This window comes from Actinomycetota bacterium, from assembly GCA_030684515.1.
Taxonomy (GTDB): domain Bacteria; phylum Actinomycetota; class Actinomycetes; order S36-B12; family S36-B12; genus UBA11398.
Genome location: JAUXVJ010000009.1, coordinates 536,249 through 559,777, shown reverse-complemented (window position 1 = coordinate 559,777; position 23,529 = coordinate 536,249). Strand labels below are relative to the sequence as shown.

The following is a 23,529-nucleotide window of genomic DNA, read 5'->3' as shown; positions in this document are numbered from 1 at the left end:
GCTCAGGCCTCCTTGAAGGGGAATCCGAGAAGGCGAAGCAGTGCGCGGCCTTCATCATCGTTGGTCGCGGTGGTCACCAGTGTGATGTCCATTCCACGGGGACGATCGATCTTGTCCTGATCGATCTCGTGGAACATCGACTGCTCACTGAGCCCGAAGGTGTAGTTGCCCTTGCCATCGAACTGCTTCGGCGAAAGCCCGCGGAAGTCGCGGATGCGAGGCAGGGCGACGGACAGCAGGCGGTCCAGGAACTCCCACATGCGGTCACCGCGCAGTGTGACGTGCACACCGATCGGCTGGCCTTCACGCAGCTTGAACTGAGCGATGGACTTGCGAGCCTTGGTGGTCTGGGGCTTTTGACCCGTGATCTCGGTGATGTCGCGAATCGCGCCCTCGATCAACTTGGAATCGCGAGCGGCCTCGCCAACACCCATGTTGACCACGATCTTGGTCAGACCAGGGACCTGCATGATGTTGGTGAATGCGAACTCGGTCTTCAGCGCAGGGACCATCTCCTCGCGGTACCGTGCTTTGAGGCGCGGGATCGCGGGAGCGTCAGTCGTGGCTGTTTCAGTGCTCATGCTCAGATGTCCTTACCTGTGCGGCGTGAGATACGCACGCTGCGCTGTGCTTCGTATGTTGAGCCATCCGGACGACGCTTCTCAACGTCCTCGCGGCGGTACCCAACGCGAGTCGGACGGCCATCTTCTGGGTCGATGACCATGACATTGGATGCATTGATCGGGGCCTCAGTTGTGATGATGCCGCCGGTCTGTGCACCACGAGCGTTCTGCCCGACCTTGGTGTGCTTCTTGACGCGATTCACGCCTTCGACAATCACGCGGTTGGCGTCAGGAAGGACTTCAAGGACCTTGCCCTTGACCCCGCGATCCTTGCCGGAGATGACCTGAACGAGATCGCCCTTGCGGACGTGCAGCTGCTTGGTCATTACAACACCTCCGGTGCGAGCGAAATGATCTTCATGTACTTCTTGTCACGAAGCTCACGGCCCACAGGTCCGAAGATGCGCGTGCCACGTGGCTCGCCATCGGGCTTGAGGATGACAGCAGCGTTCTCGTCAAAACGGATGTAGGAACCATCCGGACGGCGACGCTCCTTCTTCGTGCGAACGATGACCGCCTTGACGACGTCACCCTTCTTCACTCCACCACCGGGGATGGCGTCCTTGACCGTGGCGACGATGACGTCACCAATGCCGGCGTAACGGCGCCCGGAGCCACCGAGTACACGAATGCACAGCAACTCCTTGGCACCCGTGTTGTCAGCGACACGTAGTCGCGACTCTTGCTGAATCACTTCATTCTCCTGATCGTCTGCCGGTTCTCAAATAAGAGCCTGGCGGAACTGACTACTTGGCCTTCTCGAGGATTTCCACGACGCGCCAGCGCTTGGTTGCTGACAACGGGCGGGTCTCCATCAGAAGCACGCGGTCACCGATACCGGCTGCGTTTGCCTCGTCATGTGCCTTGAGCTTGTTCGTGCGACGCACGACCTTGCCGTAAAGCGGGTGCTTGAAACGGTCTTCGACCGCAACCACCACTGTCTTGTCCATCTTGTCGCTGACCACCAGACCCTCACGGGTCTTGCGGTAGCCGCGCTTGACGTCATTCACACTTGCCTCTTTCGCACTCATGCTGCGCCACCCTCAATTGGGGTGATGCCCAGTTCACGTTCACGCAGGATCGTGTAGATCCGCGCGATGTCCTTGCGCACGGCGCGAAGACGGCCATGGTTCTCCAGCTGTCCAGTTGCGCCCTGAAAGCGGAGGTTGAAAAGCTCCTCCTTGGATTCGCGCAACTTGGCTGTCAGCTCGACGTCATCAAGATTACGCAATTCACCAACCTGGGTTCCTGCGGCCATCAGTTCTCACCTACTTCATCGCGCCGAACAATGCGGCACTTCATCGGCAGCTTGTGCATGGCGCGAGTCATCGCTTCCACAGCAACCTTGTCATCGGGGTACGAGAGCTCGAACATGACGCGGCCTGGCTTGACGTTGGCCACCCACCATTCGGGCGAGCCCTTGCCGGAACCCATGCGGGTCTCAGCTGGCTTCTTCGTGAGGGGACGGTCTGGGTAGATATTGATCCAGACCTTTCCGCCACGACGGATGTGACGCGTGATTGCGATACGAGCCGACTCAATCTGACGGTTCGTGACGTAACCATGCTCAAGTGCCTGCAGGCCATAGGCGCCGAAGGTCACCTCGGTGCCGCCCTTGGCAACACCACGACGAGTCGGGTGATGCTGCTTGCGGTGCTTGACGCGACGAGGAATCAGCATGGCTCAGGCCTCCGTCACGGTATCGACAGTCTCAACGACTGCCTCAACTGGTGCTTCGACAACAACCTCGGCGGTTGCCTCTGGGTTGGCCTCAACTGCAGGGGCATCACTGCCGCCACGACGGGGACGAGCTGCTGCTGGGCCACGCTGACCAAGGCGGGCAGCTGCAGCAGCAGCTTCACGCTCGGAGCGGGTCGGCAGGGCATCGCCCTTGTAGATCCAGACCTTGACGCCAATGCGACCGAAGGTGGTGCGAGCCTCGTAGAAGCCGTAGTCGATATCTGCGCGCAGGGTGTGCAAAGGAACGCGGCCTTCGCGGTAGAACTCGGTGCGCGACATTTCTGCGCCACCCAGACGACCTGACACCTGCACTCGGATGCCCTTAGCACCACTCTTCATCGTGCTCTGCATGCCCTTGCGCATTGCGCGACGGAACGACACACGACTGGAGAGCTGCTCGGCAATGCCTTGGGCAACGAGCTGGGCATCGATCTCGGGGTTCTTGACCTCGAGGATGTTCAACTGCACCTGCTTGCCGGTGAGCTTCTCCAGATCGCCGCGAATGCGATCGGCTTCGGCTCCACGGCGACCAATGACGATGCCTGGGCGTGCGGTGTGAATGTCTACGCGGACGCGATCGCGGGTGCGCTCGATCTCGACCTTGGAGATGCCAGCACGCTCCATGCCCTGTGAGAGCACCTTGCGGATCTTGACGTCCTCGTCGACATAGTCGCGGTAACGCTGTCCGGGCTTCTGGGAGTCAGCAAACCAACGTGACTTGAAGTCAGTGGTGATACCGAGGCGGAAACCATGCGGATTTACTTTCTGTCCCACGAGCGGGTCACCCTTCCTTCTGGTCTGACACAACCACAGTGATGTGGCTGCTGCGCTTGCGGATCTGGTATGCCCGACCCTGTGCGCGTGGACGGATGCGCTTCATGGTTGGACCTTCGTCCACATATGCCGCGCTTACGACGAGCGAACGGGCGTCCATCGCATGGTTGTTCGTAGCATTTGCAATCGCACTGTCCAGCACTTTGCCAATTGGCTCCGATGCTGCCTGTGGTGCGAATGCCAATACCGCCTGGGCGTCGCTTGCGTTCATGCCTCGAATGAGGTCAATCACGCGGCGCGCCTTCATGGGCGTGACGCGGACGTACCGCGCCTGGGCCCTGGCTTCCATCGCTATCCCCTTGCTTCGTCGTGTCGTTCGGTAGTGGTCATTGAGTAGCGCTGCGGTTAGCGGCGCTTGGCCTTGCGGTCATCCTTGACGTGGCCCCGGAAGGTACGTGTCGGTGCAAACTCGCCGAGCTTGTGTCCGACCATGTTCTCGGAGACAAACACGGGAACGTGCTTGCGGCCGTCATGCACGGCGATCGTGTGACCCAGCATCGCTGGCACGATCATCGAGCGGCGCGACCAGGTCTTGATCACTGTCTTTGTGCCGGCTTCGTTCTGTGTGTCGACCTTCTTGATCAGATGGTCGTCGACGAACGGACCCTTCTTGAGGCTACGTGGCATGACTTCCCTTAGCGCTTCTTGCCGGACTTGCGGCGACGGACAATGAACTGGTCGCTGGCCTTGTTGCGCCTGCGAGTGCGGCCTTCTGGCTTGCCATTGGGATTGACCGGATGGCGTCCACCTGAAGTCTTGCCTTCACCACCACCATGTGGGTGGTCTACCGGGTTCATGGCCACACCGCGGACGGTCGGGCGCTTGCCCTTCCAGCGCATACGGCCGGCCTTACCCCAGTTGATGTTGGACTGCTCAGCGTTGCCAACCTCGCCGATAGTTGCGCGTGAGCGCAGATCAACGTTGCGGATTTCACCGGATGGCATACGCAACTGTGCGTAAGGGCCGTCCTTGGCCACCAGCTGAACACTGGTTCCAGCTGAACGAGCAATCTTGGCTCCACCGCCTGGCTTGATCTCCACGGCATGGATCACAGTGCCGACGGGGATGTTGCGCAGTGGCAGGCTGTTGCCCGGCTTGATATCGGCACTTGGGCCGTGCTCAATCGGGTCGCCCTGCTTGAGCTTGTTCGGGGCCAGGATGTAGCGCTTCTCGCCGTCCGCGAAATGCAGCAGCGCAATGCGCGCAGTGCGGTTCGGGTCGTACTCGATGTGCGCGACCTTGGCAGGCACGCCGTCCTTGTCATTGCGACGGAAGTCGATCAGACGGTAGGCACGCTTGTGACCGCCACCTTGGTGCCGAGTGGTGATCTTGCCGCTGTTGTTGCGGCCACCCTTCTTCGGCAGTGGACGAACGAGCGACTTCTCCGGCTCAGACCGCGTGAGCTCGACAAAGTCGGCCACGCTTGAGCCACGACGGCCCGGCGTTGTCGGCTTGTACTTGCGGATTCCCATTTCAGTTCCTCAGGTTGTCTTTGGCCGGTCAGGAGACCGGGCCTCCGAAGATGTCGATGCGGTCGCCGTCTGCAACAGACACGATGGCGCGCTTGGTGTCAGCCCGCTTGCCGAAGCCGGTCTTGGTGCGAAGACGCTTGCCTTCACGGTTCATGGTGTTCACAGCCGTGACCTTGACGCCGAATACCTGCTCAACGGCGATCTTGATCTGTGTCTTGTTGGCATCTGGCGAGACGATGAACGTGTACTTGTTCTCGTCGAGCAGTGCGTAGCTCTTCTCTGACACCACGGGTGAGATCAGAATGTCGCGCGGATCTGGGATTCTCATGCTTCAACCTCGCTCTCGGCTGCAACAGCCTTGACGCTCTTGCCGGCAGGAGCACCAGCGACGAAAATCTCAAGTGATGCCTCGGTGAAGATCACGTGGTCACTGACCAGCACGTCATAGGTGTTCAGCTGATCGATGTAGAGCACGTGCACCGTGGGCACATTGCGAAGGCTCAGAGCAGCAATGTCGTCATCACGAGTGATGGCAGCAAGAATCTGACCTTCAAGACCAAGTGCGGTCATTGCGGCAATAGCGGCCTTGGTTGACGGCACCTCGCCAGCAACGATCTGCGACACCACATGAACGCGACCATCACGAGCGCGATCAGACAATGCGCCACGAAGTGCGGCGACCTTCATCTTCTTGGGAGTGCGCTGTGCGTAGTCACGAGGGTGCGGTCCGTGAGCAACTCCACCGCCCTTGTAGTGCGGGGCGCGGATTGAGCCCTGACGTGCGCGGCCAGTGCCCTTCTGCTTGTACGGCTTGCGGCCGCCACCACGGACTTCGCCACGACGCTTGGTGTCGTGGGTGCCCTGGCGTGCAGCAGCAAGCTGTGCCACGACCACCTGGTGGATCAACGGAACGTTGACCTGCACGTCGAAGATCTCAGCTGGGAGTTCAACCTTGCCCGAAGTCACACCTGCGGCGGTGCGGACGTCAACATCAGTCATCGTCAGGCCTCCTTCACAGCGGTACGAATGAAGATCAGTGCGCCCTTGGGTCCAGGAACGGCACCCTTGATGAGCAGCAGGCCCTTTTCGACGTCAACGCTTTGCACGCGAAGGTTCAAGGTGGTCTGACGATCGGTGCCCATACGGCCCGCCATCTTCATTCCCTTGAACACCCGGCCTGGGGTGGAGCAGCCACCGATGGAACCTGGCGAACGGTGCTTGCGCTTGACACCGTGCGAGGCGCGCAGACCGTGGAAGCCGTGACGCTTCATGGCGCCGGCGAAGCCCTTGCCCTTGGTGGTGCCAACGACGTCAACACGCTGGTCAGTCTCGAAGGTGTCAGCACTGAGCTCCTGGCCCAGGGTGTACTCCGAGGCGTCGTCGGTGCGGATCTCCACAAGGTGACGGCGAGGAGTGACGCCAGCCTTATCGAAGTGACCAGTTGCCGGCTTGTTGACCTTGCGAGGGTCAATAGCGCCGAAAGCGATCTGAACGGCTGAATAGCCGTCGTTCTCGGGGGTGCGGACCTGGGTGACGACACAAGGACCGGCTTGAATCACAGTCACGGGAACAACCTTGTTGTTCTCATCCCAGACCTGAGTCATGCCGAGCTTGGTGCCCAGTACGCCCTTCACGTTGGTGCCCATCGTTTCGTCTTCCCTACAGCTTGATCTCGATGTCGACACCGGCCGGAAGGTCAAGACGCATAAGCGAATCAACGGTCTTCGGCGTGGGGTCGAGAATGTCAATGAGGCGCTTGTGCGTGCGCATCTCGAAGTGCTCGCGGCTGTCCTTGTACTTGTGGGGCGAGCGGATGACGCAGTAGATGTTCTTTTCCGTCGGCAAAGGCACCGGGCCTGCTACCGATGCACCAGTGCGGATCACCGTCTCGACGATCTTGCGCGCCGATGAATCGATGACCTCATGGTCATAGGCCTTAAGCCGGATGCGGATCTTTTGTCCCGCCATGGTGGCTGGTGTCCTTACTTCTCGTGTGCCAATGCTTCGGTTCGTACTTGTGGTGCAGTCGGTGCAGGTAGTGCAGTGGTGCTGTTGGGAGCGGCCCGAGGGCCGCCCCCAACTTCACTACTTGGTGATCTTGATGACGCGGCCAGCGCCAACCGTGCGGCCACCCTCGCGAATTGCGAAGCGAAGGCCCTCTTCCATGGCGATGGACTGAATGAGCTCCACTGCCATGTCGGTGTTGTCGCCTGGCATAACCATGTCCTTGCCGTCAGGCAGGGTCACAACGCCGGTGACGTCAGTGGTCCGGAAGTAGAACTGCGGACGGTAGTTGTTGAAGAACGGGGTGTGACGGCCGCCTTCATCCTTGGAGAGGATGTAGACCTGTGCGTCAAAGCCCGTGTGCGGGGTGATCGAGCCTGGCTTGCAGCAGACCTGACCGCGCTCGACATCTTCACGCTTGGTGCCACGAAGCAGCAGTCCGACGTTCTCGCCAGCCTGACCTTCGTCAAGCAGCTTGCGGAACATCTCAACGCCGGTGACCGTGGTCTTCAGCGGGATGCCCGGACGGATGCCAACGATTTCGATTTCCTCGTTGATCTTGACGATGCCACGCTCGATACGGCCGGTGACGACGGTGCCACGACCAGTGATCGTGAAGACGTCCTCGACTGGCATGAGGAAGGGCTTGTCAACTTCGCGCTCAGGGGTCGGGATGTAACTGTCGACGGCATCCATGAGGGCCATGATCGACTCGCCCCACTTGGCATCACCCTGAAGAGCTGGGAAGGCTGCCACGCGCACCACTGGGATGTCGTCGCCTGGGAACTCGTAGGTTGACAGAAGTTCGCGAACCTCCATCTCGACCAGCTCAAGCAGATCCTCATCGTCAACCATGTCGCACTTGTTGAGTGCAACGACGATGGAGGGAACGCCGACCTGGCGAGCAAGGAGCACGTGCTCCTTGGTCTGAGGCATCGGGCCGTCAGTGGCGGCAACCACCAGGATTGCACCGTCCATCTGAGCTGCGCCGGTGATCATGTTCTTGATGTAGTCAGCGTGACCTGGGCAGTCGACGTGTGCGTAGTGACGCGTCTCGGTCTGGTACTCGACGTGCGCGATCGAGATGGTGATACCGCGCTGACGCTCTTCTGGCGCCTTGTCGATCATGTCGAAGGGTGTGAAGGGGTTCACATCCGGGTATTTGTCGTGCAGCACCTTGGTGATGGCAGCAGTCAGGGTCGTCTTGCCATGGTCAATGTGACCAATGGTGCCGATGTTGACGTGCGGCTTGGTGCGCTCAAACTTGGCCTTCGCCACTTGAGTTCTCCCTTGTCGTGTAGCCGTCCGGCGGTATCGCGGATCGGATGGTTATTTTTGTTAGTGGTGTGTTTCTTTTGATCCGCGACTATTCGCCGCGAGCCTTGGCGATGATCTCCACCTGCACGTTGGACGGAACCTGTGCGTAGGAGTCAAATTGCATGCTGTAGCTCGCACGTCCCTGAGTGCGGCTGCGTAGATCTCCTACGTAGCCGAACATCTCGGACAGCGGTACAACTGCTTTCACAACACGAGCGCCCATGCGTTCTTCCATCGCCTGGATCTGTCCGCGTCGTGAGTTCAGATCGCCGATGACATCACCCATGAAGTCATCAGGTGTGGTCACCTCAACAGCCATCATCGGTTCCAGGATGACTGCGCCAGCCTTGCGCGCAGCATCCTTGAACGCCATGGAGCCGGCGATCTTGAATGCGAGTTCTGAGGAGTCAACATCGTGGTACGCACCGTCTTGCAGCGTGACCTTGACGTCAACCATTGGGTAACCAGCGAGCACACCGTTCTCAAGTGCTTCCTGTGCTCCCGCGTCAACGGATGGGATGTATTCACGAGGAATGCGTCCACCGGTGACCTTGTTCTCAAATGCGTAGCCGCCACCTTCATCGGTGTTCGGCTCGAGGTCGATGATCACGCGAGCGAACTGGCCTGAGCCACCTGACTGCTTCTTGTGCGTGTAGTCGATCTTGACGACCTTCTTGGTGATCGTCTCGCGGTAGGCAACCTGTGGCTTGCCGACATTTGCCTCGACGTTGAATTCGCGCTTCATGCGGTCAACGAGGACCTCAAGGTGAAGCTCACCCATGCCACCGATGATGGTCTGGCCGGTCTCTTCGTCGGAGCGCACGTGGAAGGTGGGATCTTCTTCAGCAAGACGCTGAATTGCGATGCCCAGCTTGTCCTGATCGCTCTTGGTCTTGGGCTCAATGGCGATGTGGATGACAGGTGCTGGGAAGGTCATCGACTCCAGCACTACTGGGTTCGATGAATCGCACAAGGTCTCGCCTGTGGTGGTGTCCTTCAGACCCATCACAGCAACAATGTCGCCGGCGCCCACTGAATCGATTTCTTCGCGCTTGTTGGCGTGCATTCGGTAGATCTTTCCGATGCGCTCCTTGCGATCCTTCACGCTGTTCAGCACGGCAGTGCCGGTGTTCAGGCGACCGGAGTACACGCGCAGGTAGGTCAGCTTGCCAAGGTGTGGATCAGTCATGATCTTGAACGCGAGAGCTGCGAAGGGCTCGCTGTCACTTGGCTTGCGCTCGATGATGACATCTTCGTTGCCCGGCTTGTGACCCTCGACAGCCTCGACGTCCAGCGGGCAGGGCAGGTAGGCCACAACTGCATCGAGCATGGGCTGGACACCCTTGTTCTTGAACGCAGAGCCGGTCAGGATCGGGGTGAGCTTGTAGGCCAGGGTCGCGCGGCGAATGGCGGCCTGCAGCTCGGCAGGAGTGAATTCCTCGCCTTCCAGGAACTTCTCCAGGATTGCGTCATCGGCCTCGGACAGCACCTCGAGCAGCTTCTCTCGGTACTCCGCAGCCTGAGCAGCAAGCTCGGCTGGGATTTCCTCGATCTCGTAGTCCTCGCCCTTTTCGGTCTCGCCACGCCAGGTCAATGCCTTCATGGTGATGAGATCGACGACGCCCAGGAAGTCGCCTTCGGAACCGATGGGGATCTGCAGAACCAGAGGAGTTGCACCAAGGCGCTCGACGATCATGTCAACGCAGCGGAAGAAGTCAGCACCGGTGCGGTCAAGCTTGTTCACGAAACAGATGCGTGGAACGCTGTACTTGTCAGCCTGACGCCACACGGTCTCGGACTGTGGCTCTACGCCGGCAACGCCGTCGAACACCGTGACTGCGCCATCAAGCACACGCAGTGAGCGCTCAACTTCAACAGTGAAGTCCACGTGACCGGGTGTGTCGATGATGTTGATGGTGTGGTCTTTCCAGACACAGGTGGTGGCAGCCGAGGTGATCGTGATGCCGCGCTCCTGCTCCTGCTCCATCCAGTCCATCGTCGCTGCACCTTCGTGAACTTCACCGATCTTGTAGTTGATACCGGTGTAGAACAAGATGCGCTCGGTCGTGGTGGTTTTGCCCGCGTCGATATGCGCCATGATCCCGATGTTCCGGACCTTGGCGAGGTCGAGGCTGGTCTGCGTAGACACGAATGCTCTCCGTTGCGTAAGCGATGAAGGGGTGGGGGGTGCGGACTACCAGCGGTAGTGCGCGAAGGCCTTGTTGGACTCAGCCATCTTGTGGGTGTCTTCACGCTTCTTGACGCTTGCGCCAAGGCCGTTGGAGGCATCCAGGATTTCGTTCATGAGGCGTTCGGTCATCGTCTTTTCACGCCTCTGGCGCGAGTAGCTGATCAACCAGCGAAGGGACAGGGTGGTTGCCCGGCCTGCCTTGACCTCGATGGGGACCTGGTAGGTGGCGCCACCGACGCGGCGGGACTTCACCTCAAGGGTGGGACGAATGTTGTCCAGAGCGCGCTTGAGGGTCTGCACTGGATCGGTGCCGGTCTTTTCGCGGCAGCCTTCCAATGCGCCATAGACAATGCGCTCTGCGGTGGAGCGCTTGCCGTCAAGGAGCACCTTGTTGACGAGCTGGGTGACCAACGGGGCCTGGTAGACCGGGTCGATGACGATGGGCCGCTTGGCGGCAGGACCCTTGCGAGGCATTAGGCCTTCTCCTTCTTCGCGCCGTACTTACTGCGAGCCTGCTTGCGGTTCTTGACACCCTGGGTGTCAAGGGCGCCGCGGATGACCTTGTAGCGCACACCTGGCAGGTCGCGGACACGTCCACCGCGGATCAGCACGATTGAGTGCTCCTGCAGGTTGTGACCAACACCTGGGATGTAGGCGGTGATCTCGATACCAGAGGTCAGTCGCACACGGGCCACCTTGCGCAGAGCCGAGTTCGGCTTCTTGGGCGTGGTTGTGTACACACGGGTACAGACTCCGCGACGCTGAGGACTGCCCTTGAGTGCGGGAGCCTTCGTCTTGGTGATCTTGTCCTGCCGACCCTTACGGACCAGCTGCTGGATCGTTGGCACGCGTTGCCTTTCTCGGTTGGTGACCTTGCCGTTCCTGTTCCCTCAGTCTCCGACCCACGCGGTCGGGTGTGTCGCGCTGCGCAAGGCAACAACGATCACCAGATCGTGGCTGGATCCCAGACGCAAAGCGTCGGTGCATGCCTTCGGGGGAAGTTCGCACGGCGGGATGTGCCTGAGGGGTCAGACACGAAGGGGAAGATTACCCGGCTTTAGGTCGGGGAGTCAAAACGGGGTCCGATTTGCGAAACTCTGGCGACAGTCGCCTCACGGAAGGGCGGGCTCAGAGCCAGCGCCAGCCAGCAGCAGGACCAGTCCGATGAAGCCACCGATGAAGATCAGGGCCACCCAGAAGCCGATATTGATCCAGGCAATCAGCTTGGCTGCCAGGTTCAGGCCACTGCCGCCCAGCGTCGACGGGGATGCGGCCAGGGCCCGATCTGCCTTGGCAGCGAAGATCAGGGCCACGATCGCGAAGATGATCGGGCAGACCGCCCATGAGACCAGAGACAAGATGAACGCCACGATCGCATCTGCCGACGTGGACTTGGCAGGCGTCGGGACGGCAACCGCCGCATAGGGAGGAATGGGGGGAGCCGGGATCGGCTCGCGCGGCCAGGATGGATCTGGTGGCTGCGGATCCTGCGGACTCATGGCTTGACTCTATTGGATGCCTAGAGCACGGACTCTGCAATCCGATCAAGCTCCCGCTTGGCATCCTCCTCATTGGTGATGGTGGCTAGCGAGATGAGCACCCGATCAGCCCCGGCATCAACGAGCTCGGAGACCATTGCTCGGTTCACCTCACGCGCCGGACCAAGGTCGCCATCAATCTGTGGCCCGCGGACGATCACACTGATCTGAAAGTCTGCCGGTTCGCGACCCGCTTCAACAGCAAGTGCGCTGATCTGTCGTCGACCATCTGCAATGATCTCTGGGCCATGGGCAAGATCCTCCTCACTGACAAGGGCCGGCAACCAACCGTCTGCGTAGCTGACGATTCTGGCAAAGCCCTTCTCACCGGGTCGAACGCCAAGTAGCACTGGCGGTCCCAGGGGATTCACGGGCTTGGGATACAGCTGCACTGGTGGAACTGTGTAGATCTCACCTTCATATGTCGTGGTCTCCTGAGTCCACAGCAGCTTCATAATCTCCACGGTTTCTCTGGTCTGCTGCCAGCGCCGACCCCATTGGCCCCCGAGCAGTTCACATTCGACCTGGCTCCAGCCGATGCCTGCACCGACCAGGAGTCGACCTCCGCTGTAGAAGTCAAGGCTGGCAAGCTCCTTGGCGAACTGCACGGGATTGTGTTGCGGGATCAGGAACACTCCGCCACCGAACTTGATCGTCGTCGTCAGCGCAGAAATGCGCGCCATCGCAATGAGCGTGTCCTGAAAGAATGGGATTCCATCTGCGTGCACGCCCTGACCCGCCTGGTCAACGGGACGTATCGGGTGCTCTCCATACACGATGGATTCAAACCCCATGCCTTCGGCAAGCACGGCTACTACGGCAGCATCAACATCAGGTATCGGATGCGGGGGCGTCGGTGGCCGAGAAATTCCAATGTGCACAGCCCATGACGCTAGTTGATCCGTACGGCGTAGAGGCGGATATCGCCAACCACGTCAGGGTAGGCGCAGCGCCCACAGGGCCACTGCCGAGGCTGCAGCGACATTCAGGGAGTCCACTCCCCCGGCCATTGGGATGCGCACCGTGACGTCAGCATCGGCGATCACCGCCGAGGACAGCCCGTCTCCCTCAGAGCCCAGCACAATCGCCAGTCGATCAGGTGCTGTCGACGCAAAGCTCCCCAGATCCTTGGCCTGCAGCGTCAATGCCAGAGCCGCAATGGTGAAGCCGGCGTCGCGCAACTGGCCCACATCAGCCGTCCAGCTGCCAATGCGCGTCCACGGCACCTGGAACACCGAGCCCATCGATACCCGCACACTGCGGCGGTACAAGGGATCGGCGCACTGCTCTGTCAGCAGCACAGCATCGGCCCCCATGCCGGCAACTGATCGGAAGATCGCGCCGATATTGGTGTGATCAACGATCCCGTCCAGGATGACCAGGCGCGCAGGGCCATCGGAAATGAGGTCACCCAGTGCGGGCAGAGCCGGACGATGCATGGCAGCAAGGGCTCCGCGATGCACATGGAAGCCGGCGAGTGCTTCGAGCTCTGCCTCATCCCCGATGAAGATGGCGGTGCGGGGGTGACGTGACTGGATGTCTTCAATGAGTTCGCCCATGCGCGGCAGCCATCGATCTGACATCAGTACCGAACGCGGAACGTGGCCTGCGCGCAATGCTCGCGTGATCACTTTGGCGCTCTCAGCGATGTAGAGCCCGTGCTGGGATTCGAAACTGGTACGCAGTGCCACATCAGTCAAGGACGAATAGTCGGCCAGGCGTATGTCTTCAATGTCGCTGACGGGGATTACTGGCATGAGGCATTGTCTCCAGACAGCAAGAAGGGGAAGGGCCAAGGCCCTTCCCCTTCTTGCTTAGCACTGATTGCTTATGCGTTGTATCCGCGGAAGTCGAACTCCTCCAGAGGTACAGCAGCACCGGAAGATGCGCTGAAGCTGGTGTAGTCGAGCTCGTCGTAGTTCGCGAATGTTGCATACATTGCGTTCTTGGCTTCCTCGGTGGGCTCAACTCGAACATTGCGGTAGATCGGCATGCCGGTACCTGCAGGAATGAGCTTGCCCAGGATGACGTTCTCCTTCAGACCAAGGAGCGGATCGCTCTTGGCATGAATTGCTGCGTCAGTGAGCACACGAGTGGTCTCCTGGAAGGAAGCCGCTGACAACCAGGACTCAGTTGCTAGCGACGCCTTGGTGATACCCATGAGTTCCGGGCGACCAGCTGCAGGCGAACGACCCTCAGAGACCACACGACGGTTGACGTTCTCGAAGTTGGTGCGCTCGACAACATCACCGGTGAGGAAGCCTGAGTCGCCATCGTCAATGATCGTGACGCGCTTGAGCATCTGACGAACGATGACCTCAATGTGCTTGTCGTGGATCGAGACACCCTGCGAGCGGTAGACCTCTTGCACCTGATCAACCAGGTAGAGCTGGACTGCACGCTGACCAAGGATGCGCAGCACCTGCTTGGGATCAACTGCACCAATGGTGAGCTGATGTCCAACCTGCACATGCTGGCCGTCTTCGACGAGCAGACGAGTTCGCTTCGACACTGGCTGCGCGATTTCTTCGCTGCCATCATCGGGAACGACCACGATCTTGCGGGTCTTGTCGGTGTCATCAATGCGGACGCGGCCAGTGACCTCGCTGATCGGGGCGACACCCTTGGGGGTACGTGCCTCGAAGAGCTCAACGATGCGAGGCAGGCCATGCGTGATGTCCTCACCAGCAACACCGCCGGTGTGGAAGGTACGCATAGTGAGCTGAGTGCCTGGCTCACCGATGGACTGTGCTGCAACGATGCCGATGGCCTCGCCGACGTCAACCAACTTGCCGGTTGCCATTGACTTGCCGTAGCACATTGCGCAGGTGCCGACCTTGCTCTCGCAGGTCAGCACTGTGCGCACCCGAACCTCTGCTGCACCCAGTTCGACGAGTTCAATGAGTCGTGGTGTGGTGAGTTCTTCGCCAGCCAGCGCAATCGTCGTGCCGTCGACCTCAACGTCGCGACCAAGCACCCGTGAGGTGACAGCGGTATCGAGGTTCTCCACTGGGCGCAAGTGACCGTCGACAGTCTCACCGATGATGATCACAGTGCTGCGATCGGTGAAGCAGTCGACCTCGCGAACGATGACATCCTGTGACACGTCAACTAGGCGACGAGTCAGGTAACCGGAGTCAGCGGTACGAAGTGCGGTATCAGCCAGACCCTTGCGAGCACCGTGGGTGGAGATGAAGTACTCCAGAACCGACAGGCCCTCGCGGAAGTTGGACTTGATCGGGCGCGGGATGATCTCGCCCTTGGGGTTGGCCACCAGACCACGCATACCTGCGATCTGACGAACCTGCATGAAGTTACCGCGAGCACCTGAGTCGACCATGATGTGGACGGGGTTGGTGCGCGGGAAGTTCTCCTGCATGGCCTTGGCAACCTCGTCGGTCGCACGGGTCCAGATCTCAATGAGCTCCTGACGGCGCTCAGCATCTGTGATCAGACCACGCTCGTACTGCTTCTGCACCTTGTCAGCAAAGCCTTCGGCAACAGCGAGCAGTTCAGCCTTGCGTGGCGGGGTGACGACATCGGAGATCGAGATCGTGACACCGGAACGAGTGGCCCAGTAGAAGCCGAGTTCCTTCAGCTTGTCCAGGGTCGCGGCTACATCAACCTTGGCGTAACGCTCTGCGAGCTGGTTGACCACTGCGCCCAGCATCCGCTTGTCGACCTGCGCGTTGACGAATGGGTAGTCACTTGGCAGTGCCTCGTTGAAGATGGCCCGACCGAGTGTGGTCTTGAGCAGGAAGGGCTGACCTGGCTCCCAGCCCTCAGGGGCTTCAAAGCCCTCTGGAGGCATGCCGTCAGTCAGGCGGATCGTGATTTCCGACTGACGTGAAAGCGATTTGGCGTCAAAGGCCATCATGGCTTCAGCGATCGAGGAGAAGGCACGGCCTTCGCCCTCGGCACCTGGCTCGTTCATCGTCAGCGAGTAGATGCCCAACACCATGTCCTGAGTAGGAGTGGTGATGGCGCGACCGTTTGCTGGCGAAAGGATGTTGTTGCTTGAGAGCATCAAGATCCGAGCCTCTGCCTGAGCCTCTGCCGACAAGGGCAGGTGGACGGCCATCTGGTCACCATCGAAGTCTGCGTTGAACGCTGTGCAGACCAGTGGGTGAATCTGGATGGCCTTGCCCTCGATCAGTTGAGGCTCGAAGGCCTGGATGCCAAGGCGGTGCAGGGTAGGGGCGCGGTTGAGCAGCACTGGATGCTCAGTGATGACCTCTTCAAGGACATCCCACACAACTGAACGCGAACGCTCGACCATGCGCTTTGCACTCTTGATGTTCTGAGCATGGTTGAGATCAACCAGGCGCTTCATGACGAAGGGCTTGAAGAGCTCAAGTGCCATCTGCTTTGGCAGACCACACTGATGCAGCTTCAACTGCGGGCCAACCACGATGACCGAACGGCCTGAGTAGTCAACGCGCTTGCCGAGCAGGTTCTGACGGAAGCGGCCCTGCTTGCCCTTGAGCATGTCGGACAGTGACTTCAGCGCGCGGTTGCCTGGTCCGGTGACCGGACGGCCACGACGACCATTGTCAAAGAGCGCGTCAACAGCCTCTTGGAGCATGCGCTTCTCGTTGTTCACGATGATCTCGGGAGCACCGAGATCCAGCAGGCGCTTCAAACGGTTGTTGCGGTTGATCACACGGCGGTAGAGGTCGTTGAGGTCGCTTGTTGCAAAGCGGCCACCATCGAGCTGCACCATCGGGCGAAGATCCGGTGGGATGACAGGAACTGCGTCAAGCACCATGCCGGTAGGCGAGTTCGAGGTGGTCAGGAATGCGTTGACAACCTTGAGTCGCTTGAGTGCACGAGTCTTCTTCTGGCCCTTGCCGTTGACGACGATGTCGCGCAGGATCGTGTTCTCTGCATCGAGGTCGAAGGTCTCCAGGCGCTTTTGGATTGCAGCCGCACCCATGCTTCCGTCAAACCAGCGACCATAGCGATCACGCATTTCGCGGAACAGCATTTCGTCACCCTCAAGGTCTTGGACCTTCAGCGTGCGGAAGCGATCGAAGATGCGATCAAGACGCTCGATCTCTGTGTCGGCGCGACGGCGTACAGCAGCCATCTCACGTTCGCCTGACTCGCGAACCTTGCGACGCACATCAGCCTTGGCGCCTTCGGCCTCAAGCTCGGCCAGATCGGTCTCAAGCTTCTTGGCACGGGCATCGATATCTGAATCGCGACGATTGGCGATCTGCTTCTTCTCAACACCCAACTGGTTCTCAAGTGATGGCAGCGCCTCATGGCGACCATCGATGTCGACCCACGTGATCATGTATGCCGCGAAGTAGATGACCTTTTCAAGATCCTTCGGTGCAAGATCAAGCAGGTAGCCAAGACGACTTGGCACACCCTTGAAGTACCAAATATGCGTCACTGGTGCAGCGAGCTCAATGTGACCCATGCGCTCACGACGAACCTTGGCGCGAGTGACTTCAACGCCGCAACGCTCGCAGATGATGCCCTTGAAACGCACGCGCTTGTACTTGCCGCAGTAGCACTCCCAGTCGCGAGTAGGACCGAAGATCTTCTCGCAGAACAGGCCGTCCTTCTCAGGCTTGAGGGTGCGGTAGTTGATGGTCTCTGGCTTCTTCACCTCGCCGTATGACCAGGTGCGGATGTCATCCGCAGTGGCAAGGCCAATGCGGAGTTCGTCAAAGAAGTTAACGTCTAGCACTGAAGTGTCCTTCGTTCGTGTGCGGGAAGTTGGCTAGGAATAGCTCTGCGGTGCTAGAGCTCTTCAACGCTGCTGCGCTCTGGGCGTGACAGGTCAATGCCGAGTTCCTCGGCGGTGCGGAAGACATCCTCATCGGTGTCACGAAGCTCGATGGCCTGGCCATTGCTGGACAGAACTTCGACATTCAGACACAGCGACTGCATTTCCTTGACGAGCACCTTGAATGATTCAGGGATACCCGGCTCAGGAACGTTTTCGCCCTTGACGATTGCCTCGTAGACCTTGACGCGACCAAGCACGTCATCGGACTTGATGGTGAGCAACTCCTGCAGCGCGTAAGCCGCGCCATAGGCTTCAAGTGCCCACACTTCCATCTCACCAAAGCGCTGGCCACCGAACTGCGCCTTACCGCCCAATGGCTGCTGGGTGATCATCGAGTACGGGCCAGTTGAGCGTGCGTGGATCTTGTCGTCAACCAAGTGCAGAAGCTTGAGGATATAGATGTAGCCGACCGTGACCCGACCTGGGTACGGCTCGCCGCTGCGTCCATCAAACAGTGAGGCCTTACCGTCAGCGCCGACGAGAGTGAAGCCGTCATCTGTTGGCAGGGTGGACTCGAGCACGAGCGCGAGCTCATCCTCATGTGCGCCATCGAACACTGGCGTGGCAACCTTGGTGCGGCGTGGAGCCTCCTTGACCATCTCAGGAAGGTTCTTTGCACGTGGGTCAGAAGGATCAACCTTCCAACCCGTTGCGGCAGCCCAGCCCAAGTGGGTCTCAAGGATCTGGCCGACGTTCATACGACCAGGAACACCCAGTGGGTTCAGCACCACATCGACAGGCGTGCCATCTTCAAGGAAGGGCATGTCCTCAGCAGGCAGGATCTTGGCGATGACGCCCTTGTTGCCGTGACGGCCAGCAAGCTTGTCACCTTCTGTGATCTTGCGCTTCTGAGCGATGTAGACGCGGACCAAGCGGTTGACACCTGGGGGAAGCTCGTCACCCTCTTCACGATCAAAGACGCGAACGCCGATGACCTTGCCGGACTCACCGTGCGGAACCTTCAGCGAGGTGTCGCGAACTTCGCGAGCCTTCTCACCGAAGATGGCGCGCAGCAAACGCTCTTCAGGGGTGAGCTCGGTCTCGCCCTTGGGCGTGACCTTGCCAACCAGGATGTCGCCAGGGACGACATCGGCACCGATACGGATGATGCCGCGATCATCGAGATCGGCCAGCACCTCCTCGGCAACGTTGGGGATGTCGCGAGTGATCTCCTCTGGACCCAGCTTGGTGTCGCGTGCGTCGACTTCGTGCTCCTCGATGTGAATCGAGGAGAGCACATCGTCTTGCACAAGTCGCTGGTTGAGGATGATCGCGTCCTCGTAGTTGTGGCCTTCCCATGACATGAATGCCACGAGCAGGTTCTTGCCGAGTGCCATTTCACCGAGATCCGTTGACGGACCATCAGCGAGCACCTGGCCAACTTCGACACGGTCATTGGTGCTGACAATCGGGCGCTGGTTGAAGCAGGTGCCCTGATTGGAACGGTGGAACTTCTCGATGCGGTACGTCATGTACTCGCCGTCGTCCTGCATCACCGTGACGATGTCAGCGGAAACCTCGGTGACCACACCTGCAGCCTGCGCAGTGACGATGTCACCTGCGTCGTATGCAGCGCGGAACTCCATGCCGGTACCCACGAGTGGGGCCTCGGAACGAAGCAACGGCACTGCCTGACGCTGCATGTTGGAACCCATCAGGGCCCGGTTTGCATCGTCATGCTCGAGGAAGGGAATCATCGCGGTGGCAACTGACCACAGCTGACGAGGAGAGACGTCCATGTAGTCGACATCCTGTGGAAGGATGTAGTCGACTTCGCCGCCCTTGCGTCGCACGAGCACACGGTCGTCAAGCATCTTGCCGTTGCTGTCGATCGTCGTGTTGGCCTGTGCCACCACGTGCAGATCTTCTTCATCAGCAGTCAGGTAGTCCACGTCATCGCTGACGCGGCCGTTGATGACCTTGCGGTACGGAGTTTCGATGAAGCCGAAGGCATTCACGCGGCCATAGGTCGACAGCGACCCGATCAGACCAATGTTCGGGCCTTCTGGAGTTTCAATCGGGCACATGCGGCCGTAGTGCGAAGGGTGAACGTCGCGAACCTCAAAGCCGGCACGCTCACGCGAAAGACCACCGGGCCCAAGTGCGGACAGCCGACGCTTGTGGGTCAGACCGGCAAGCGGGTTGGTCTGGTCCATGAACTGCGACAACTGCGAGGTTCCGAAGAACTCCTTGATCGAGGCAACCACGGGACGAATGTTGATCAGGGTCTGCGGCGTGATCGCCTCGACATCCTGAGTCGTCATGCGCTCACGGACCACGCGCTCCATGCGGGACAGACCCGTGCGAATCTGATTCTGGATCAGTTCGCCAACGGTGCGCAGACGGCGATTGCCGAAGTGATCGATGTCATCGGTCTCGCAGCGAACCTCACCGCGAGGGCCTTCGATCGTCGTCTCGCCTGCATGCAGACGAACCAGGTACTCGATTGTCTGAACGACGTCTTCAAGGGTGAGCACACTCTGCGTCAGTGGCAGGTCAAGACCGAGCTTCTTGTTGATCTTGTAACGGCCAACCTTGGCGAGGTCATAACGCTTGGGGTTGAAGTAGAAGTTGTCGAGCAGGTTGCGGGCGTTCTCCAGTGTTGGCGGTTCGCCGGGACGCAACTTGCGGTAGATATCCAGCAGCGCATCCTCTTGAGTGGCGATGTGATCCTTCTCAAGCGTGGCCATGAAGGTCTCGTACCGGCCAAAGCGCTCCACGATCTGCTCGTGGTTCATGCCCAGTGCCTTCAGCAGCACCGTGACCGGCTGCTTGCGCTTGCGGTCAACACGAACAGCGACGAGATCCTTCTTGTCGATCTCGAACTCAAGCCAGGCACCACGGCTGGGGATGATCTTGCAGGCGAAGACATCCTTGTCCGTGGCCTTGTCGACTGAGCGATCGAAGTAGACACCCGGTGAGCGAACCAGCTGGGACACCACGACACGCTCGGTGCCGTTGATGATGAAGGTGCCCTTGTTGGTCATCAGGGGGAAGTCACCCATGAAGACGGTCTGAGACTTGATCTCACCAGTCTCGTTGTTCATGAACTCAGCCGTGACGAACAGCGGCGCAGAGTAGGTGAAGTCCTTGTCCTTGCACTGCTCAACGGTGTACTTGGGAGGCTCAAAGCGGTGATCGCGGAACGACAGCGACATGGCGCCGGCGAAATCCTCTATCGGGCTGATCTCCTCGAAGATCTCGGTCAGGCCAGAGGCCTGCGGGATCTCGTTGTTGCCCGAGGCCAGGGTCTCACGGACCACCTGCTGCCATTCGGTTCCGCCAAGCAGCCAGTCAAAGCTGGCGGTCTGCAGCTTCAGCAGATCAGGCGCAGCCAGAGGCTCACGAATCTTGGCAAAAGATGCCCGGTGCAAACCGGGTGAGAGCGGCGTGACGCTAGACGTACGCGTGGGGGCCAAAGTAGTTCCTTCCACAGGGCGCTAATTTCCAGCTTGCACAGGCCTGAATCAATGCGAACAGTCCGGATAGTCAAGGAGCAGACCCTTGGACAACCCGGTTTGAGTTAGCAATGAAATGGCAGCGCAAAGCGGCAGCCTACCCTAAGGGCAAACCGCTGTCGACCCCGACCCCTTGGCCAATCACCCTCGATGCCTTACCCGCAAGCACGACGTTCGACAGCCATGAGCTCATCGACTAACGCGGGCAGGTCCTCGGTAACCGGTCTGGTGCACGAGACTGCGTTGATGAGAATGGACCCTGACTGGCAAAAGGTCAAGCGCATCGCCACAAATCATGTCGGGCGTGTGGATATCGGATACGTGCACACAGGGTCCGGACGCCTCCGGACAGCACTATGGGGGGCAGGCCCAAAGGCCCACCCCCCACGCAGTACTGGGAGTTACTTGATGGTTACGGTGGCGCCAGCTGCTTCGAGCTGTGCCTTTGCCTTCTCAGCGGTCTCCTTGTTGACCTTCTCAAGAATCGCCTTAGGAGCTGCCTCCACGAGATCCTTGGCCTCCTTCAGACCCAGGCTCGTGAGTGCGCGCACCTCCTTGATGACTGGAATCTTGTTGTCGCCGGCAACGTCCAGGACGACATCGAACTCGTCCTGCTCTGCTGCTGCGCCGCCAGCGTCGCCGCCGGCCGGTGCTGCTGCGGCTGCAACGGCAACCGGTGCGGCCGCAGTCACGTCAAAGGTCTCTTCGAACAACTTCACGAACTCTGAGAGCTCGAGAAGGGTCATCTCCTTGAATGCTTCAAGCAGATCATCGGTGCTCAACTTCGCCATGGTGGCGTCCTTTCAGGTAGAACCGGCCGAGGGCCGGGGTTTGGTGGGCTTTAGCCCTCGGTGGTTTCCTCAACAGCTGCCGTTTCGGCTGGCGTCTCGGGGGTGACAACTTCTTCGGCAACAGCTTCAACGACCTCATCGGCCGCTGGCGCCTCGGCGACAGGCGCCTGGGCTACTGGAGTCTGGGGTGCAGCCTGTGCGGACGGATCCGCTTCAAGCTTGGCCTGCAGTGCGCCAAGGGCTCGGGCGGTCTTGGCCAATGGGGCTGCGAACAGCGCCACAGCATGGGACTGCTTGGCCTTCATTGCGCCAGCAAGCTTGGAGAGCAGGACTTCGCGAGATTCAAGATCAGCGATCTTCTGGACGTCAGCGGCATTGAGCACCTTGCCGTCCATGAATCCGCCCTTGATGACAAGGGCGACGTTGTCCTTTGCAAAGTTGCGAATGGCCTTGGCTGCATCAACGGCATCGCCTGTGACGAACGCAATGGCGCTCGGTCCGGCAAGCAGGTCATCCAGGCCAGCGACACCAGCATCTTTGGCTGCGATCTTGGTCAAGGTGTTCTTGACGACCGCGTAGGTCACCGTTGGGCCCAGGGTGCGACGCAGTTCTTTCAGCTGCGCAACGCTGAGGCCACGGTATTCAGTCAACACAGCCGCACTGGACGTGCGGAAGTGCTCTGCGAGTTCGGTGACTGTTTCCACCTTTGTCGCTTTAGCCATGGGGCTCCTTCTCAAGTGGACCCCCCACCATGCAAAACGCCCCGGCGCAGGCGCACGGGGCATGGCCACCAGGGGCCATTCTCAAGTGTCCTACGCAGGTCGCCCACATGCTGTGGAGCCTTCGACGAATCTTGCGATTCGCGACCAGCGGTCTTCGGTCGGGGTGAACTGTACGGGTGGCTACCCGTCAGGGGCAAATGCAGAAGGCCCGCAACGTGTGCGGGCCTTCTGAGAGCAGTGCGAAGACTTAGCTCTCGTCGTCGCTGAGCAGGTTCTTGACGCGGTTGGGATCAACCTGAATGCCAGGACCCATTGTTGACGACACCACGGCCTTGCGGACGTAGCGCCCCTTTGCCGAAGAAGGCTTCAGGCGAAGGACCTCGTCGAGTGCTGCTGCGTAGTTCTCAACCAGCTGAGCTTCGGTGAACGAGGCCTTGCCGATCGGGAACTGCAGGTTGGAGTGCTTGTCGACGCGGAACTCGATCTTGCCGCCCTTGATGTCGTCAACGGCCTTGGCCACGTCCATGGTGACGGTGCCGGTCTTGGGGTTGGGCATGAGACCGCGAGGTCCAAGCACCTTGCCCAAGGTTCCGACCTTGCCCATGAGATCAGGCGTGCAGACCGCTGAATCGAAATCGGTCCAGCCTGCGCGTACCTTTTCGATGAGGTCATCTGAGCCGACGAAGTCGGCGCCTGCGGCACGGGCTTCTTCTGCCTTCTCGGCATTGGCAAACACCAGGACCCGAACGGTCTTGCCAGTGCCATGAGGCAGATTCACAGTGCCACGCACCATCTGATCTGCCTTGCGAGGGTCAACGCCCAAACGCATGGAGATCTCAACGGTGGGATCGAACTTCGACTTCGTGGTCTCCTTCACCAGGCGGACAGCTGCCAGTGGTGTGTAGAGCTCATCTGCGTCGATCTTTTCTGCCGCTTCGCGGTATGCCTTGCTGCGCTTCATTGTCTGCTCCTTCGCAGGTTGTACCTCTAGCAGGTTGTGGTTGGCGAGCCGCGCTGGCTCTCCCACGGGTGGGGT

26 protein-coding genes are annotated in these 23,529 nt (G+C 59.8%); all 26 read right to left on the bottom strand.

Features of this window, described 5'->3' with window-relative positions:
- Positions 1-2: 2 nt before the first annotated feature.
- Positions 3-581 carry a 50S ribosomal protein L5 gene (gene rplE / locus Q8M73_04645; GenBank protein MDP2287835.1) on the bottom strand — a complete coding sequence of 193 codons (579 nt, stop codon included), beginning with the start codon at positions 579-581 and terminating at the stop codon, positions 3-5.
- A gap of 2 nt (positions 582-583) precedes the next feature.
- Positions 584-949 (bottom strand): 50S ribosomal protein L24, encoded by a 366-nt coding sequence (rplX, locus tag Q8M73_04640; GenBank protein MDP2287834.1) that lies wholly within the window; start codon positions 947-949, stop codon positions 584-586.
- Entirely contained in the window at positions 949-1,317 is a 369-nt protein-coding gene (gene rplN, locus Q8M73_04635; protein ID MDP2287833.1) for a 50S ribosomal protein L14, read from the bottom strand. The genes rplX and rplN overlap by 1 nt, the downstream gene beginning before the upstream one ends.
- Before the next feature lie 52 nt (positions 1,318-1,369).
- The gene (rpsQ, locus tag Q8M73_04630; GenBank protein MDP2287832.1) at positions 1,370-1,654 is read right to left on the bottom strand and encodes a 30S ribosomal protein S17; all 285 of its coding nucleotides are present in this window, start codon (positions 1,652-1,654) and stop codon (positions 1,370-1,372) included.
- Positions 1,651-1,881, bottom strand: coding sequence for a 50S ribosomal protein L29 (gene rpmC, locus Q8M73_04625; GenBank protein ID MDP2287831.1), 231 nt, complete (start codon positions 1,879-1,881; stop codon positions 1,651-1,653). Before rpmC ends, rpsQ begins: the two co-directional genes overlap by 4 nt.
- Positions 1,881-2,303: a 50S ribosomal protein L16 gene (gene rplP / locus Q8M73_04620; GenBank protein ID MDP2287830.1), complete on the bottom strand. Its 423-nt coding sequence runs from the start codon at positions 2,301-2,303 to the stop codon at positions 1,881-1,883. Before rplP ends, rpmC begins: the two co-directional genes overlap by 1 nt.
- A gap of 3 nt (positions 2,304-2,306) precedes the next feature.
- A complete protein-coding gene (rpsC, locus tag Q8M73_04615; protein MDP2287829.1) occupies positions 2,307-3,137 on the bottom strand; it encodes a 30S ribosomal protein S3 in 831 nt (276 codons plus the stop codon).
- Positions 3,138-3,144: 7 nt separating this feature from the next.
- Complete coding sequence (gene rplV, locus Q8M73_04610; protein MDP2287828.1) at positions 3,145-3,486, bottom strand: 50S ribosomal protein L22; 342 nt, start codon at positions 3,484-3,486, stop codon at positions 3,145-3,147.
- Between the two features lie 56 nt (positions 3,487-3,542).
- On the bottom strand, positions 3,543-3,824 hold the full coding sequence (gene rpsS, locus Q8M73_04605; GenBank protein ID MDP2287827.1) for a 30S ribosomal protein S19: 282 nt from the start codon (positions 3,822-3,824) through the stop codon (positions 3,543-3,545).
- 8 nt (positions 3,825-3,832) lie between these two features.
- Positions 3,833-4,669: a 50S ribosomal protein L2 gene (gene rplB, locus Q8M73_04600; GenBank protein ID MDP2287826.1), complete on the bottom strand. Its 837-nt coding sequence runs from the start codon at positions 4,667-4,669 to the stop codon at positions 3,833-3,835.
- Between the two features lie 28 nt (positions 4,670-4,697).
- The gene (gene rplW / locus Q8M73_04595; GenBank protein MDP2287825.1) at positions 4,698-4,997 is read right to left on the bottom strand and encodes a 50S ribosomal protein L23; all 300 of its coding nucleotides are present in this window, start codon (positions 4,995-4,997) and stop codon (positions 4,698-4,700) included.
- The gene (gene rplD / locus Q8M73_04590; protein MDP2287824.1) at positions 4,994-5,668 is read right to left on the bottom strand and encodes a 50S ribosomal protein L4; all 675 of its coding nucleotides are present in this window, start codon (positions 5,666-5,668) and stop codon (positions 4,994-4,996) included. The genes rplW and rplD overlap by 4 nt, the downstream gene beginning before the upstream one ends.
- 2 nt (positions 5,669-5,670) lie before the next feature.
- The gene (rplC, locus tag Q8M73_04585) at positions 5,671-6,315 is read right to left on the bottom strand and encodes a 50S ribosomal protein L3 (GenBank protein ID MDP2287823.1); all 645 of its coding nucleotides are present in this window, start codon (positions 6,313-6,315) and stop codon (positions 5,671-5,673) included.
- A gap of 13 nt (positions 6,316-6,328) precedes the next feature.
- The gene (gene rpsJ / locus Q8M73_04580) at positions 6,329-6,637 is read right to left on the bottom strand and encodes a 30S ribosomal protein S10 (GenBank protein MDP2287822.1); all 309 of its coding nucleotides are present in this window, start codon (positions 6,635-6,637) and stop codon (positions 6,329-6,331) included.
- 117 nt (positions 6,638-6,754) lie between these two features.
- Positions 6,755-7,951, bottom strand: coding sequence for an elongation factor Tu (gene tuf, locus Q8M73_04575; GenBank protein MDP2287821.1), 1,197 nt, complete (start codon positions 7,949-7,951; stop codon positions 6,755-6,757).
- Between the two features lie 88 nt (positions 7,952-8,039).
- Positions 8,040-10,088, bottom strand: coding sequence for an elongation factor G (gene fusA / locus Q8M73_04570; protein ID MDP2287820.1), 2,049 nt, complete (start codon positions 10,086-10,088; stop codon positions 8,040-8,042).
- A gap of 96 nt (positions 10,089-10,184) precedes the next feature.
- On the bottom strand, positions 10,185-10,655 hold the full coding sequence (rpsG, locus tag Q8M73_04565) for a 30S ribosomal protein S7 (GenBank protein MDP2287819.1): 471 nt from the start codon (positions 10,653-10,655) through the stop codon (positions 10,185-10,187).
- Positions 10,655-11,029 carry a 30S ribosomal protein S12 gene (gene rpsL, locus Q8M73_04560; protein ID MDP2287818.1) on the bottom strand — a complete coding sequence of 125 codons (375 nt, stop codon included), beginning with the start codon at positions 11,027-11,029 and terminating at the stop codon, positions 10,655-10,657. The genes rpsG and rpsL overlap by 1 nt, the downstream gene beginning before the upstream one ends.
- A 264-nt stretch (positions 11,030-11,293) precedes the next feature.
- Entirely contained in the window at positions 11,294-11,680 is a 387-nt protein-coding gene (locus Q8M73_04555; GenBank protein MDP2287817.1) for a hypothetical protein, read from the bottom strand.
- Positions 11,681-11,700: 20 nt separating this feature from the next.
- Positions 11,701-12,600, bottom strand: coding sequence for a TIGR03619 family F420-dependent LLM class oxidoreductase (locus Q8M73_04550; GenBank protein MDP2287816.1), 900 nt, complete (start codon positions 12,598-12,600; stop codon positions 11,701-11,703).
- A gap of 54 nt (positions 12,601-12,654) precedes the next feature.
- Complete coding sequence (locus Q8M73_04545) at positions 12,655-13,476, bottom strand: RNA methyltransferase (GenBank protein MDP2287815.1); 822 nt, start codon at positions 13,474-13,476, stop codon at positions 12,655-12,657.
- 71 nt (positions 13,477-13,547) lie between these two features.
- Positions 13,548-17,420, bottom strand: a complete 3,873-nt coding sequence (locus Q8M73_04540; protein MDP2287814.1) for a DNA-directed RNA polymerase subunit beta' — start codon at positions 17,418-17,420, stop codon at positions 13,548-13,550.
- A gap of 53 nt (positions 17,421-17,473) precedes the next feature.
- Complete coding sequence (gene rpoB / locus Q8M73_04535) at positions 17,474-20,941, bottom strand: DNA-directed RNA polymerase subunit beta (protein MDP2287813.1); 3,468 nt, start codon at positions 20,939-20,941, stop codon at positions 17,474-17,476.
- Positions 20,942-21,381: 440 nt separating this feature from the next.
- Complete coding sequence (gene rplL / locus Q8M73_04530) at positions 21,382-21,771, bottom strand: 50S ribosomal protein L7/L12 (GenBank protein ID MDP2287812.1); 390 nt, start codon at positions 21,769-21,771, stop codon at positions 21,382-21,384.
- A gap of 50 nt (positions 21,772-21,821) precedes the next feature.
- Complete coding sequence (gene rplJ / locus Q8M73_04525; GenBank protein ID MDP2287811.1) at positions 21,822-22,493, bottom strand: 50S ribosomal protein L10; 672 nt, start codon at positions 22,491-22,493, stop codon at positions 21,822-21,824.
- Between the two features lie 247 nt (positions 22,494-22,740).
- Complete coding sequence (gene rplA / locus Q8M73_04520) at positions 22,741-23,454, bottom strand: 50S ribosomal protein L1 (GenBank protein MDP2287810.1); 714 nt, start codon at positions 23,452-23,454, stop codon at positions 22,741-22,743.
- Positions 23,455-23,529 lie beyond the last annotated feature (75 nt).